This is a genomic window from Streptomyces sp. NPDC051322 (genome assembly GCF_040689485.1).
Lineage (GTDB): Bacteria > Actinomycetota > Actinomycetes > Streptomycetales > Streptomycetaceae > Streptomyces.
Genome location: NZ_JBFBAK010000006.1, coordinates 22,293 through 34,887 on the forward strand (window position 1 = coordinate 22,293; position 12,595 = coordinate 34,887).

General features: G+C 69.4%; 13 protein-coding genes. 6 read left to right on the forward strand and 7 right to left on the reverse strand.

The window, feature by feature from the left end:
• Nucleotides 1–54: 54 nt before the first annotated feature.
• Complete coding sequence (locus AB0436_RS15410; RefSeq protein ID WP_366468352.1) at nucleotides 55–1,185, forward strand: GGDEF domain-containing protein; 1,131 nt, start codon at nucleotides 55–57, stop codon at nucleotides 1,183–1,185.
• Between the two features lie 50 nt (nucleotides 1,186–1,235).
• Here the strand turns inward: AB0436_RS15410 and AB0436_RS15415 are convergent, their stop codons facing one another.
• Entirely contained in the window at nucleotides 1,236–1,529 is a 294-nt protein-coding gene (locus AB0436_RS15415; protein WP_366468353.1) for a hypothetical protein, read from the reverse strand.
• A 351-nt stretch (nucleotides 1,530–1,880) separates the two neighbouring features.
• Between AB0436_RS15415 and AB0436_RS15420 the strand changes: the two genes are divergently transcribed.
• The 3 genes from AB0436_RS15420 to AB0436_RS15430 all read left to right on the forward strand — a co-directional run bounded on the left by AB0436_RS15420 (nucleotide 1,881) and on the right by AB0436_RS15430 (nucleotide 5,520).
• Nucleotides 1,881–3,146 carry an Ig-like domain-containing protein gene (locus AB0436_RS15420; RefSeq protein ID WP_366468354.1) on the forward strand — a complete coding sequence of 422 codons (1,266 nt, stop codon included), beginning with the start codon at nucleotides 1,881–1,883 and terminating at the stop codon, nucleotides 3,144–3,146.
• A 167-nt stretch (nucleotides 3,147–3,313) separates the two neighbouring features.
• Nucleotides 3,314–4,771, forward strand: a complete 1,458-nt coding sequence (locus AB0436_RS15425; RefSeq protein WP_366468356.1) for an ABC transporter permease — start codon at nucleotides 3,314–3,316, stop codon at nucleotides 4,769–4,771.
• A 65-nt stretch (nucleotides 4,772–4,836) separates the two neighbouring features.
• Complete coding sequence (locus AB0436_RS15430; protein WP_366468357.1) at nucleotides 4,837–5,520, forward strand: ABC transporter ATP-binding protein; 684 nt, start codon at nucleotides 4,837–4,839, stop codon at nucleotides 5,518–5,520.
• A gap of 57 nt (nucleotides 5,521–5,577) precedes the next feature.
• Here the strand turns inward: AB0436_RS15430 and AB0436_RS15435 are convergent, their stop codons facing one another.
• On the reverse strand, nucleotides 5,578–6,441 hold the full coding sequence (locus AB0436_RS15435; RefSeq protein ID WP_366468358.1) for a helix-turn-helix transcriptional regulator: 864 nt from the start codon (nucleotides 6,439–6,441) through the stop codon (nucleotides 5,578–5,580).
• A 148-nt stretch (nucleotides 6,442–6,589) separates the two neighbouring features.
• On the opposite strand from AB0436_RS15435, the gene AB0436_RS15440 reads away from it, so the two are divergent.
• Nucleotides 6,590–7,636, forward strand: a complete 1,047-nt coding sequence (locus AB0436_RS15440) for an NAD(P)-dependent alcohol dehydrogenase (RefSeq protein WP_366468359.1) — start codon at nucleotides 6,590–6,592, stop codon at nucleotides 7,634–7,636.
• Between the two features lie 135 nt (nucleotides 7,637–7,771).
• Here AB0436_RS15440 and AB0436_RS15445 read toward each other — a convergent pair whose 3' ends face one another.
• Entirely contained in the window at nucleotides 7,772–8,968 is a 1,197-nt protein-coding gene (locus tag AB0436_RS15445) for an Ig-like domain-containing protein (RefSeq protein ID WP_366468360.1), read from the reverse strand.
• A 281-nt stretch (nucleotides 8,969–9,249) separates the two neighbouring features.
• On the opposite strand from AB0436_RS15445, the gene AB0436_RS15450 reads away from it, so the two are divergent.
• The gene (locus AB0436_RS15450; protein ID WP_366468361.1) at nucleotides 9,250–9,699 is read left to right on the forward strand and encodes a helix-turn-helix transcriptional regulator; all 450 of its coding nucleotides are present in this window, start codon (nucleotides 9,250–9,252) and stop codon (nucleotides 9,697–9,699) included.
• A gap of 18 nt (nucleotides 9,700–9,717) precedes the next feature.
• On the opposite strand, the gene AB0436_RS15455 is transcribed toward AB0436_RS15450, so the two are convergent.
• The 4 genes from AB0436_RS15455 to AB0436_RS15470 all read right to left on the reverse strand — a co-directional run bounded on the left by AB0436_RS15455 (nucleotide 9,718) and on the right by AB0436_RS15470 (nucleotide 12,588).
• Nucleotides 9,718–10,320, reverse strand: a complete 603-nt coding sequence (locus AB0436_RS15455; protein ID WP_366468362.1) for an ATP-dependent Clp protease proteolytic subunit — start codon at nucleotides 10,318–10,320, stop codon at nucleotides 9,718–9,720.
• Nucleotide 10,321: 1 nt separating this feature from the next.
• Complete coding sequence (locus AB0436_RS15460; RefSeq protein WP_366468363.1) at nucleotides 10,322–10,975, reverse strand: ATP-dependent Clp protease proteolytic subunit; 654 nt, start codon at nucleotides 10,973–10,975, stop codon at nucleotides 10,322–10,324.
• Between the two features lie 290 nt (nucleotides 10,976–11,265).
• A complete protein-coding gene (locus AB0436_RS15465; RefSeq protein WP_366468364.1) occupies nucleotides 11,266–11,442 on the reverse strand; it encodes a hypothetical protein in 177 nt (58 codons plus the stop codon).
• A 42-nt stretch (nucleotides 11,443–11,484) separates the two neighbouring features.
• Nucleotides 11,485–12,588: a hypothetical protein gene (locus tag AB0436_RS15470; protein ID WP_366468365.1), complete on the reverse strand. Its 1,104-nt coding sequence runs from the start codon at nucleotides 12,586–12,588 to the stop codon at nucleotides 11,485–11,487.
• Between the last annotated feature and the right edge of the window lie 7 nt (nucleotides 12,589–12,595).

Genomic DNA, 12,595 nt, shown 5'->3' on the forward strand with positions numbered 1-12,595 from the left:
CAGTGCGTGACGGATAACTGCTCAAAAGGCCTGAAGCGTCCCTAAGCTGGAGCAATGGGCGACGATGTGCGGCTCCGCGCGGTGGTGACCCTGGCGCAGGCGATGGCCTCGGCTCACAGTCCGCGTGCCTCCTGGCGGGCGGCCGCGCGGGGCGCGTGCGACGCCCTCGGCGGCAGCTTCGGTGCGCTCTCGGTCTGGGAACGGGAGCTGGGCCGGCTCAGGGTGCTCGCCAATGTGGGGGAGCGGGCCGACGGGGAGGAGGAATTCCCCGAGGCCGAGACGTATCCGGTGAACCACTTCCCGGAGATCACGGAGTTCCTGCACGAGCGCTGGGCGAGCGGCGGCGAGCCCAACGCCTGGGTGGAGACGTCCGAAGGACCGGCCGAGGGCTCGGCCGGCTACTGCCACCAGCGGGTGGCCGCACTGCGCAAACGCGGCCGGGGCAGTTGCGTGGTCGCGCCGATAGTGCTGCACGGCCGGGCCTGGGGCGAGCTGTACGTCGCCCGGCCGATCGGGGTGGCGGTCTTCGACCGTGCCGACGCGGACTTCGCCACCGTGCTGGCCGCGGTGGTGGCGGCCGGGCTGGCCCAGAGCGAACGCCTCGAGGAGGTCAGGAAGCTGGCCTTCACCGATCCGCTGACCGGGCTCGCCAACCGGCGGGCCGTCGATTCGGGCCTGGACCGTGCGGTGGAGCGCTTCCGGGCCGACGGCACGGTGGTCAGCCTGGTGGTCTGCGATCTGAACGGCCTCAAGCGGGTCAATGACACCCATGGCCATGCGGTGGGCGACCGGCTGCTCGAACGTTTCGGCTCGGTGCTCTCGGTGTGCGGTGCGATGTTGCCCGGCACGCTGGCCGCCCGGCTCGGCGGTGACGAGTTCTGCCTGCTCTCGGTGGGCCCCGGAACGGACGAGGTCATCCGGGTCGCGGAGCAGCTCTGCGTGCGGGCCGGCCGGCTCGAACCGGGCGAGGGCGTGGCCTGCGGCATCGCCTCCACCGGCGACCCCATCGGCCCGCTGCCCTCGGCCCGCCGCCTCTTCCGCCTCGCGGACGCGGCCCAGTACCGGGCCAAGGCGGCGCGGTCGGCGAAGCCGGTGGTGGCGGGGCGGGACGGGGCGGTCCTACGGCTGGCGGATGCGCCGCCGGGGAGTGGGGACCGGCGGAGGTTGCGGGGCAAGCGGGGGTAGCCGGCGGGGACCTTTCGCTTCCTGGGGGCAAGCCCCCGGACCCCTTGTCCTCACACGCCGGACGGGCTTGGATTTGCCGGCGTCAGCTTGGTTGTGCAGGTCCGGCGCCGCGCGATGGCCACGGATGCCGTGCCGAGTCCCAGGAAGACCGATCCGCCGATCAGAAAATGCGTCGAGTCAACCGAGGTGTGGTTGGGACCCAGCGCGGAGGTGTGCTGCTGGGAGGCGTGCGCCGGGACGTCGGATCGGGGTGTGTCGGTGGCGTTCGCCGAGGGAACGAACCACAGGGCACAGAGAAGCGTTCCCGCTGCGGTGGCGGTCAACAGCGGTCGGCGAGCTGACACAGGTTCGATCTCCCTTGCGGCACACGCTGATTGGACCGTGTGCGCCGATGGTAGTGAAGGCAGCGGGTCGCAGGAAAGCCGCAGAGGCCAAGAGGTTTATCCGGCTGCCGCTTCTTCGAGGGGTATATGTCCGTATTTGAACAAATACGGACAGGATTGAGGGGAGTTGAGAGCTGGTTCGGGAAGCGAGGGCCGCCGCGCCGATCGACTACGATTCGGCGCATTGCGAGTGTCGTTTCGCACATCTTCCGCAGATGTGGAACCGGCGTCCCCCCGCAGAAGTTCTTATAGCAGTGCAGGGACACGCTGCCGAGGCGACCTGCTCGGGGAATTTCGGGGTATACGGCAACGATGGAGAAGCGTGTGATGACGAACAGTAAGCGGCGCAAGAGCCTCATGGCTGCGTCCGCGCTGCTCGGTGGCGTACTGGTGCTGACGGCCTGCGGTGGCGGCGACAAGAAAGCCGACGGTTCGGACAACAAGCAGCCTTCGCAGAATTCGGTCGACGCGGCCGCGGCGAAGGACACCTCGGCTGCCCGAATAGCGATCACCCCCAAGAACGGCGCCGACAACGCCAGCATCAACAAGAACACCAAGGTCACCGTCAGCTCGGGCAAGCTGACCAACGTCTCGATGACCACCTCGTCCGGTAAGTCGGTCAAGGGCACCATCGCCGCCGACGGCACCAGCTGGCAGCCGGACGGTCAGCTGGAGCGCTCGACGACCTACCAGATCACCGCCACCGCCGAGGACAGCAAGGGACGCCAGGCGCACGAGAACTCCTCGTTCACCACCGTCTCGCCCGCCCACAGCTTCATCGGTAACTTCACCCCCGAGGACGGTTCGACGGTCGGCGTGGGGATGCCTGTCTCGATCAACTTCGACAAGGCGATCACCAACAAGAAGGCCGTCGAGGACGCCATCACGGTGACGTCGAGCAGCGGCCAGCAGGTCGTCGGCCACTGGTTCAGCTCCACCCGGCTCGACCTGCGCCCCGACCAGTACTGGCAGGAGGGTTCGACGGTCACCATGAAGCTGGCCCTGGACGGCGTCGAGGGCTCCAGCGGGGTCACCGGTGTCCAGGACAAGACCGTCAGCTTCAAGATCGGCCGCAACCAGGTCTCGGTGGTCGACGTCGCCGCGAAGTCGATGAAGGTCATGCAGGACGGCAAGACGATCAAGACCATCCCGATCTCGGCCGGCGCTCCCGAGCACACCACGTACAACGGCCAGATGGTGATCTCCGAGAAGTACAAGGAGACCCGGATGGACGGTTCGACGGTTGGTTTCACCAACTCGGACGGCAAGGGCGAGTACGACATCAAGGACGTCCCGCACGCCATGCGGCTGTCCAGCTCCGGCACCTTCATACACGGCAACTACTGGGGTGCGAAGTCGGTCTTCGGCTCCGCGAACACCAGCCACGGCTGTGTCGGGCTCTCCGACACCAAGGGTGCCAACGACCCGAACACGCCTGCCGCCTGGTTCTACAAGCACTCACTGATCGGTGACGTGGTCGTCGTCAAGAACTCCAACGACAAGCAGATCCAGCCCGACAACGGCCTCAACGGCTGGAACATGAGCTGGTCGGCATGGAAGGCCGGCTCCGAGGCCTGATCCGAGCCTGGTCCCCAGGCGTCGCCCGGCCCCATCCCCGTACGACGGCGGCCGGTCCCCAGGACAACTCCTGGTGGACCGGCCGCCGTCGGCGTACCCGCCCGCTTCTCATCGATCTCTCACGCCGGGCTTATCCCACCGTCACCGGCGGTACCTACCTTCACCTCATGTTCTTCACCTACCTCCGGCGCGAGCTGCGCCGCCGCAGAAAGGCGGCGCTCGTCGTCGCCTCGGGGCTCGCCCTCGGTATTGCGCTGGTCATCGTCGTCAGCTCGGTCTCCTCCGGGATGAGCCAGGCCCAGGACAAGGTCCTCCAATCGCTGTACGGCCTCGGCACGGACATGACGGTCACCAAGGCGGAGGCCCCGGCGGACACCACCGGCGGCAACGCCCGTCCGAAGTTCCGGTTCGGGGCGAAGGGGAACAGCGACGACACCAAGCAGAGCAGCGACCGGGTCATGGTCCAGGGCTTCCAGACCCTGGCCTCGTCCACCGTCGACAAGGTCGCCGCGCAGCAGGGCGTCGCCGGCGCGGTCGGCGGCCTGAGCCTGAGCGTGCTGAAGGTCGACGGCCAGTTCAAGCGCGGCGAGTTCAAGCAGCGGTCCGGCAGCAACACCGGCGGCCGCGGTGGCTACGGCGGCGGCGCCCCGCAGGGTGAGGTGCAGGGCGGCGGGGCCAACTTCCAGGTCGACTCCTACACCGTGTACGGCACCGACGTCAGCCACCTCGGCCTCGGCCCGCTGACCTCGTCGAAGATCACGTCGGGACGTACCTTCAGCAGCTCGGAGACCAACGCCAAGGTCGCCGTGGCCGACGCCTCCTACGCCAAGAAGAAGAAGCTCAAGGTCGGAAGCACGGTCACGATCCACTCCGTCGCGTACAAGATCGTGGGCGTCGCGACCCCCGACAGCGGTGAGGCGGCCGCCAACCTCTATCTGCCGCTGCAGCAGGCGCAGACGCTGGCCGACGCGAAGAACAAGGTCACCACGGTCTACGTCAAGGCCGCGGACTCGCAGAAGATCGCCGGCGTCAAGTCGACCATCCAGAAGAACATCTCCGGCACCACGGTCACCACCTCGGCCGACCTCGCGGACACCGTGTCCGGCTCTCTCTCCACCGCGTCCAACCTCGCCACCAACGTCGGCAAGTGGCTGTCCATCGCAGTGCTGATCGCCGCCTTCCTGGTGGCCGGTCTGCTCACCTCGTCGGCCGTCAGCCGCCGGGTGCGGGAGTTCGGCACGCTCAAGGCGCTCGGCTGGAAGAGCGGCCGGGTCACCCGCCAGGTCGTCGGCGAGGCACTCGTCAACGGCCTGCTGGGCGGCATCCTCGGTATCGCGATCGGCCTGGCCGGCGCGTACGCCGTGACCGCCATCAGCCCCACCCTCACCGCGTCGATCGGTGCATCGGGCGGTGGCGGCGGCTTCGGCGGCGGCCCGGGCGGTGGCGGCCCCGGCCGTCGCACCGCGGCCAAGGCGCTGGACATCGCGCTCACCGCGCCGGTCTCCGTCACCACCATCGCCATGGCGGTCGCCCTGGCAGTAGCGGGCGGGCTCATCGCGGGCGGCTTCGGCGGCTGGCGCGCCTCCCGGCTGCGGCCCGCGGACGCGCTGCGCCGCGTCGAGTAGTCCGGCGCATCCGCGCAGAGCAGTCGCCATCACCCGTCCGTACAGCAGGAGTTGGAAACCGTCCCATGTATGAACTCAGCGGCGTCACCAAGCGCTACCAGCGTGGCAAGAAGACCGTCGACGCGCTCGCCGGAGTCGATCTGACCATCGAGGACGGTGGCCGTCTGGTCGTCCAGGGCCCCACCGGCGGCGGAAAGTCCACCTTCCTCCAGATGCTCGGCGGCCTGGACCGGCCCACCTCGGGCACGGTGCTGCTGGACGGCGTGGACCTGGGGAAGCTCAGCGAAGCCAAGCTCACCAAGGTGCGTGCGGAGAACATCGGCTTCGTGTTCCAGTCCTTCAACCTCATCCCGACCCTGACCGCTCAGGAAAACGTGGAGACCGCGCTCGTCCCGCTCGGCGTCAAGAGCGGCGAGCGGCGCAAGCGGGCCGCCGAAGCGCTGGAGTCGGTGGGCCTTGCCGAACGCGGCGGGCATCTCCCCTCCGAGCTGTCCGGCGGCCAGCAGCAGCGCGTCGCGATCGCCCGGGCCCTGGTCAAGAACCCGAAGGTGCTGCTCGCCGACGAGCCGACCGGCAACCTCGACGAGGGCATGCGCGACGAGATCATGGACGTCCTCGAAGCGCTCTGGAAGGAGCACGGACTGACCTTCATCATGGTCACCCACGACACGGCGCTCGCCCGCCGGGCCCCGCGCATCGCCACCATTCGCAAGGGCAAGGTCACCATCACGGAGAACGCGGCGGCATAACGGAGCGCCGCACCGCTCCCGGTCCGCTGGGTGGTGACCCCGGGAGAGGCCCGAATATCAGGCCTCTCCCGGGATCGAGGCCTCGTCCAGGCCCCAAGCGGCCAGCAACCGCAGCGTCTCCGCCGAAGCGGACCCGGGCTCCGCATGGAAGGTGACCAGTGACTGGTCGTGATCCGCCGGCAGCTGCATCGTCTCGTACGACAGCGTCAGTTCCCCCACCAGCGGATGCCGCAGACGCTTCACACCGTGCCCCTTGTCCTGCACGGTGTGCGCGGCCCACAACGTCCGGAACTCCTCGCTCTTCACGGAGAGTTCGCCCACCAGCGCCGACAGCTGCGGATCGTCCGGATAGCAGCCGGCGCACAGCCGCAGGGTGCTCACCAGCTCGGTCGCCTTGCACTCCCAGTCGACGTACAGATCCCGGCTGTTGGGGTCCAGGAACACCAGGCGCGCCATGTTGCGCTCCTCCGGCGGCCGGGCGTTGAAGTCGCCGAACAGCGCCCGGGCCAGCCGGTTCGATCCCAGCACGTCCAGTCGTCGGCCCAGCACGTAGGCGGGCACCCCGTCCATCGCGTCGATCAGGTGCTGCAGTTCGGCCCGCATCCGCTGCGGCCGTGACGCGGCGGCCCGCTTCTTCTTCGGCTTCGGACTGGCGAGATGCGTGAGATGCGCGCTCTCGGTGTCCGAGAGCCGCAGGGCACGCGCGATCGCCTCCAGCACCTCGGTGGAGACATTGCGGCCGTTGCCCTGCTCGAGCCGTGTGTAGTACGCCACGGAAACCCCGGCGAGCTGCGCGAGCTCCTCCCGGCGCAGCCCCGGCACCCGGCGGTGCCTGCCCAGCTCGGGCAGGTCCACATCCGCCGGCTTCAGCCGGGCCCGGCGGGAGCGGAGGAATTCGCTGAGTTCGGAGCGCTGGTCCATGCCCCCAGTATCCAGGTCGTATGACCGCCTGCCTGACTCTGCCAGTGGTACGCACAGCAGACGTACGCACAACAGAGACCTGGGTGATTCCCCCGAGGTCAGGCACGCTGGTAGTCACCACCCCACTTCTGAGGAGAAACGTTCCCGGATGACAGTCACCACCGTCGCCGCATACGCCGCCCCCGCCCCCAAGGCCCCGCTGGAGCGCACCACCGTGCCGCGCCGGCCGGTCGGCGAGCACGACGTCCTGATCGACATCAAGTACGCCGGCATCTGCCACTCCGACATCCACCAGGCCCGTGACGGCTGGGGCAAGGGCATCTTCCCGATGGTGCCCGGCCACGAGATCGCCGGAATCGTCGCCGAGGTCGGTTCCGGAGTGACCAAGTTCACCGTCGGTGACCGCGTGGGGGTCGGCTGCCTGGTCGACTCCTGCCGCGAGTGCGACAACTGCAAGGCCGACCTGGAGCAGTACTGCACCGGCGGCGGCGTCCCCACGTACAACGGCCTCGACAAGCAGGGCGAGCCCACCTACGGCGGCTACTCCACCCACGTCGTCGTCGACGAGAACTACACGCTGCGCATCCCCGAGGGCATCTCCCTCGACGAGGCCGCGCCGCTGCTCTGCGCCGGCATCACCACCTACTCGCCGCTCGCCCACTGGAACGCCGGGCCCGGCAAGAAGGTCGCCATCGTCGGTCTCGGTGGACTCGGCCACATGGGTGTCAAGATCGCCCACGCCATGGGCGCCGAAGTGACCGTGCTCAGCCAGTCGCTGCGCAAGCAGGAGGACGGGCTGAAGCTGGGCGCCGACCACTACTACGCGACGAGCGACCCGGAGACCTTCAAGGAACTCGCCGGCACCTTCGACCTGATCGTCTCCACCGTCTCGGCGCCGCTGCCGCTGGACTCGTACCTGAGCCTGCTCAGGACGGACGGCGCCTTCGTGAACGTCGGCGCGCCCGAGGAGCCCGTCTCGCTCAACCTCTTCTCGGTCATCGGCGGCCGCAAGACCCTCGCGGGCTCCGGGATCGGCGGCATCCGGGAGACCCAGGAGATGCTCGACTTCTGCGCGCAGCACGGCTTCGGCGCGGAGATCGAACTGATCGACGCGGACGGCATCAACGAGGCGTACGAGCGGGTGCTGAACAGCGATGTCCGCTACCGCTTCGTGATCGACACCTCCACCATCTGAGGTGTCGCCCGGCCCCGCATTACCCCGGACGTCATCGACGTCCACGGCCGTCCCCGGCAGGATCCGGTACACCGCACAGCAACCGGATCCTGCCGGGGAGGCTGCCATGAAGCCCGACCCCCGGCTCGGACGGTCTCAGAGCGCGCTGCCCGCCTTCCACTGGTTCCAGTCCATGTTCCAGCCGTTGAGGCCGTTGTCGGGGGCGACCGTGCCGCCGCCCACTGAGTTCTTGACGATCACCACGTCGCCGATCAGCGAGTTGTCGTAGAACCACGCCCCGTTGGTCGAGCTGTCGTGGCCGCCCTGGGCGTCCTGCATACCGATGCAGCCGTGGCTGGTGGGCTGCGAACCGAAGACACCGGGAGCCGCCCAGTAGTTCCCGTGCACAAAGGTGCCCGAGGCGGTCAGCCGCTGGGCGTGCGGCACATCGGGGATGTTGTACTCGTCGCCCAGCCCCACCGTCGTACTGTCCATCTTGGTCTGCTGGTACTTCTCCGAGATCACCATCGTCCCGTTGTACGTACCGTGCGCGGGGGAGCCGGACGAGATCGGGATGATCTTCAGCAGGCTGCCGTCGCGCACCACGGCCATCGACTGCTCGGCCGCGTCCACGGTGGAGATCTGGGTGCGCCCCACGGTGAACGAGAAGGTCTTGTCCTGGACCCCGAACACTCCCGGTGAGACCTCGACCCCGGCCAGGTGCAGCCCCACCGTCACGGTCGATCCCGGCTTCCAGTAGTGGGCGGGACGGAAGTCCAGCCGCTGGTTGCCGAACCAGTGTCCGACGACCTGCTGGCCGGTGCTGGACACCACGGAGATGGCCGACTGCACGGCCTTCTCGTTCCGTACCGGCTTGTCGATCTTGAACGAGACCTCCATCCCGACGCCCACGGTGCTCTTGTCCTCGGGCGTGAAGAAGGCGATCGCCGAATCCTTCGCGGAAGCGGTGGTGAACCGCGCGACCTTGGTCGCCGACTTGCCGTCCCGGTCCTTGGCGACGGCCGTCAGGGTGTACGGCGTCCCGCGCTGCAACTTCTCCTTGGCCTGCCAGGACGTCCGGTCGGACGATATCGCGCCGGGCACCCGCTTTCCGTTGTTCTGGTCCGTCAGAGTGACCGTGGTGAGGGTGCCGTCCTGCACGGTGGCCCGCACCTGGCCGATGCCGATGGGTACGTGCGCGGCGCCGTCCTTGGGGGTGGTGGTGATCTTGATGTGCGGTGCCATGGAGGGCGTACTCGAAGCCGCACTGGTCGGCGACCCGCCGTCGCCACCACCGGAGTCCGTGGAACAGGCCGCCGGCACGAGCGCGATGATGGCGAGCAGGACCGCCATCAGGGCCCGGTGATGTCGAGGACGGCTGGTCGATATCAAATGTCCCGCCTCCGCTCCGAGGAAACGGCCGTGCGCTTCGCCCGGCCATACGGTGACAATTCCTCCCAGCAGTGTGCAACAGCACCCCGGGTCCGACATCTTCTGAGGACCATCCGTCAGATGCGCGCCCCGGCCCGCCCGGTGGGCCCGCGAGGCCGCAGGCCCGTGCCCGGGGCCCGGATTTCGCGGCCGGCGGAACGCTGCTCCCTTCCGGTGAGGCGCGGGACTCCTACTCTGAAGGGGTGAGCAGCGACGCAGCGAACCAGGCCCGTGTCCTTCCCCTGCGCCCGGCCGCCCCGGCGCCGGCGGCGAAGGAGCGCCCGGCCGGGGAACCGTCCGCGAAGGAGCCGCTCTGGCGGCACGTCGTCGGTGACGTGCTGCGTCGCGAGCGGCTTGCCCAGGAGCGCACGCTGCGGGACGTGGCCGACGCGGCCCGGATCTCGATGCCGTACCTCTCCGAGCTGGAGCGCGGCCTCAAGGAGGCCTCGTCGGAGGTCCTCGCGGCCGCCGCCCACGCGCTGGGGCTCGGTCTTGCCGACCTCCTCGTCCTGGGCCACCGCGAGCTCGCCCGTCTCGCCCGGACCGGCGTCCGTACCCCCACCACCTCGGTGACGTCCCTCGCCGAACGGAGCATCCGGGGCGGCGGGACGGCCGGCGCACCGCAGCGCGGTGAGGTGCGCCTCGCGGCCTGACCCGCCGTCCGGGAGGCGTCAGACGGCGAGCAGCCGTCGGCTGAGCACCTCGTCGGCCAGCCCGTACGCGACCGCCTCGTGCGCGGTGAAGACCTTGTCGCGGTCCATGTCCGCGCGCAGCGTGGCGACATCGTGGCGGGTGTGCCGGGACAGCACCTCCTCGATCTCCGAGCGGATCCGCAGCATCTCCTTGGCCTGCAGGCTGAGGTCCGACACCGTCCCCTGGTGGCCGGCGCTGGCCGGCTGCCCCAGCAGCACGCGTGAGTGGTCGAGCACGAACCGCCGTCCCGGGTCCCCGCCGGCCAGCAGCACCGCCGCGGTGGATGCTGCCTGCCCGACGCACCAGGTCGAGATCGGCGCACCGACGAAGGTCATGGTGTCGTAGATCGCCATCAGCGAACTCACCGATCCGCCCGGCGAGTTGATGTAGATGGCGATCTCGCGCTCCGGGCCGGCCGATTCCAGGTGCAGCAGCTGAGCGATGACGACGTTCGCGACGCCGTCGTCGATCTCGGTGCCCAGGAAGATGATCCGCTCGGCCAGCAGACTGCTGTAGATGTCGTACGCCCGCTCGCCCTGCGCGGTGCGCTGGACGACGGTCGGAATCGTGTACTGGCTCATGTCAGAGTCCCGTCCGTCGCCGCGGACCGGCCGGCCGGACATCGTCCAGGGATGCCACCACGTGGTCGACCATGCCGTACTCCTTCGCCTGTTCGGCGGTGAACCACCGGTCCCGGTCACCGTCCCGGGAGATCGTTTCCTCCGGCTGTCCGGTGTGCTCCGCGGTGATCCGCTCGATCGACCGCTTCATGAACTCGAGGTTCTGCGCCTGGATTTCGATGTCGGCGGCGACCCCGCCGATGCCCGCCGACGGCTGGTGCATCATGATCCGCGCGTTCGGCAGCGCATGGCGCTTGCCCGGTGTTCCGACGGTCAGCAGGAACTGCCCCATGCTCGCGGCGAATCCCATGGCCAGGGTCGAGACGTCGTTGGGGATCAGCTGCATCGTGTCGTAGATGGCGAGCCCCGCGGTCACCGAGCCGCCCGGGCTGTTGATGTACAGACTGATGTCGGTCCGCGCGTCCTCCGCCGACAGCAGCAGCAACTGCGCACACACCCGGTTCGCCGAGACCTCGTCCACCTGTGTCCCGAGGAGGACGATCCGCTGGGTGAGCAGCTGGGCGGCCAGATGGTCGTCGAACGGGGTGGCCGACGTGTCGTCGTCGGCGGCTCGGGGGAGCAGCGGTCCGCTGCGGTGCGTGGTGAGTGGTGACATCGGTCCTCCGGGTGCCGGTGCGGCGATGGATCGCCGCGGTCCCTCCACTCTTGGTCCTTCTCCGGCCCGGGACGGCGGTTCTCGGCCCGCAGCAGATTCGCTGACGGCAGAGACGGCCTCCTTCGGGTGACTTCGGCCCCCCCTTTCGCAGAAGCGGCCGGCGGACACCGTGAGCGTGCCGAGGAGATCTCCGGCGGGCGGGACGAGTTCGTCGAAGGCGCCTCTCTCAGATCGAGAGAGGCCAGGCTGACGGAGAGCTGCGTCAGGGCGGTCAGTGACGAGCGGCAGCGTCACTCCTTCTCGAAGAGTGCGTCCGGCGCCGTGGTACTACGGTCCGGGGCGCCGCCGGGGCGGTAAGCCGGACCGGGGTCCGCGGTCCGCTCCAGGTACGCGGCGGTTTTGCGCCTGGCCCTCAGCCAGAAGTAGACGCCGAGGGCGATCATGAGCAGCGGTATGAGACGGGTCATCGGCGGGGCTCCAGTCGGCGGCGTGCGGTCAGCGTACTCAGCTCACCGCGACAGGGTGGCCGGGCTGCCGCCGTTCGCTTCGTAGCCGGCGACGGCCAGCGCCCGGTAGACGGTGTACTCGGCCGCCGGGTCCGGGTCCAGCGTCCACGGCAGGGCGCCGACGTGACCGTCGATGTGCACCAGCTGATTCATCGCCTCCGACCAGCGCTCGGAGCGCACGAGGAAGAAGACCAGCAGATGGCGCACATGGGCGAGCATCGGGTCGTCGGCGCGCGCGGTCTGCACCGCGTACAGGGCGCCCTCCAGCGCCTTGGTGACCACCGCGCTCCGGTAGAAACCCCGCACCAGATTGACCTCGGGCAGATGCTCGTACACCGCGAAGAGCGGCAGCGCGGCGAGCAGCGAGCCGCGCGGCGCCCGGGCTGCGGCGGCATGCGCGAACTCGTCGGCCCGGTCGCGGGACCCGTGCCACTTCTCGCACCAGTAGTGCAGCGCCGACAGGTGGGCGCCCATGTGCTCGGGGGCCCGGTCGATCACCTTGGCCCACATCTCCTCGAACTGCGGCTCCGGGTAGGCGAGGCCGCGGCCGACGGCCAGTTCCACGATGTACGGAACGGGGTCGCCCGGCGCGAGCAGCGCCGCCTCGCCGCAGACCGTGCGCGCCTCCTCCAGGATGATCCGGAAGTCGTCCGTCCCCGCCGACGACGAACGCCACGCCTGCTGGACCAGGAACTCGGCGTGCACCTGCGCGGCCCCCGCGTCCTTGGGGGACTCGGAGCGCCAGTTGCGCAGCCACGCTCCGCCCACGCCGGGGCGCCGGGAGAGCTCCAGCGAGGCCGCGCCGGCGAAGGCCTGCACCCGCTGCCAGCGCACCTCACCGGTCCTGGCCGTGCCGGCCAGCAGCTGCGCCGCCGGGCGCCAGTCCTGCGTGTGCTGCACCATGTCGATGACATCCAGGAGGTCCTGGTCCGGGCCGGGCAGCCGGATGTCCAGCTCCTCCTGGCGCAGGAAGCCGTAGTCTTCGGGGTCCGCCGCGTCCGGGGAGCCGGGCAGGACCTGGCGGATGCCGCCGCTCCGGCGCAGCAGATACGGACCGAGGACCGCCGCGAGCATGCAGAGTGCGAGCAGGAACCAGATAATCGCCATGCCACCA

Bases quoted from the DNA above. Each gene is read 5' to 3' on its own strand.
- AB0436_RS15435 (WP_366468358.1), bottom strand. From the start codon at position 6,441: ATGGACCAGCGCTCCGAACTCAGCGAATTCCTCCGCTCCCGCCGGGCC.
- AB0436_RS15470 (WP_366468365.1), bottom strand. From the start codon at position 12,588: ATGGCGATTATCTGGTTCCTGCTCGCACTCTGCATGCTCGCGGCGGTC.
- AB0436_RS15465 (WP_366468364.1), bottom strand. From the start codon at position 11,442: ATGACCCGTCTCATACCGCTGCTCATGATCGCCCTCGGCGTCTACTTC.
- AB0436_RS15445 (WP_366468360.1), bottom strand. From the start codon at position 8,968: ATGGCGGTCCTGCTCGCCATCATCGCGCTCGTGCCGGCGGCCTGTTCC.
- AB0436_RS15430 (WP_366468357.1), top strand. From the start codon at position 4,837: ATGTATGAACTCAGCGGCGTCACCAAGCGCTACCAGCGTGGCAAGAAG.
- AB0436_RS15455 (WP_366468362.1), bottom strand. From the start codon at position 10,320: ATGAGCCAGTACACGATTCCGACCGTCGTCCAGCGCACCGCGCAGGGC.
- AB0436_RS15460 (WP_366468363.1), bottom strand. From the start codon at position 10,975: ATGTCACCACTCACCACGCACCGCAGCGGACCGCTGCTCCCCCGAGCC.
- AB0436_RS15410 (WP_366468352.1), top strand. From the start codon at position 55: ATGGGCGACGATGTGCGGCTCCGCGCGGTGGTGACCCTGGCGCAGGCG.
- AB0436_RS15420 (WP_366468354.1), top strand. From the start codon at position 1,881: ATGGAGAAGCGTGTGATGACGAACAGTAAGCGGCGCAAGAGCCTCATG.
- AB0436_RS15425 (WP_366468356.1), top strand. From the start codon at position 3,314: ATGTTCTTCACCTACCTCCGGCGCGAGCTGCGCCGCCGCAGAAAGGCG.
- AB0436_RS15440 (WP_366468359.1), top strand. From the start codon at position 6,590: ATGACAGTCACCACCGTCGCCGCATACGCCGCCCCCGCCCCCAAGGCC.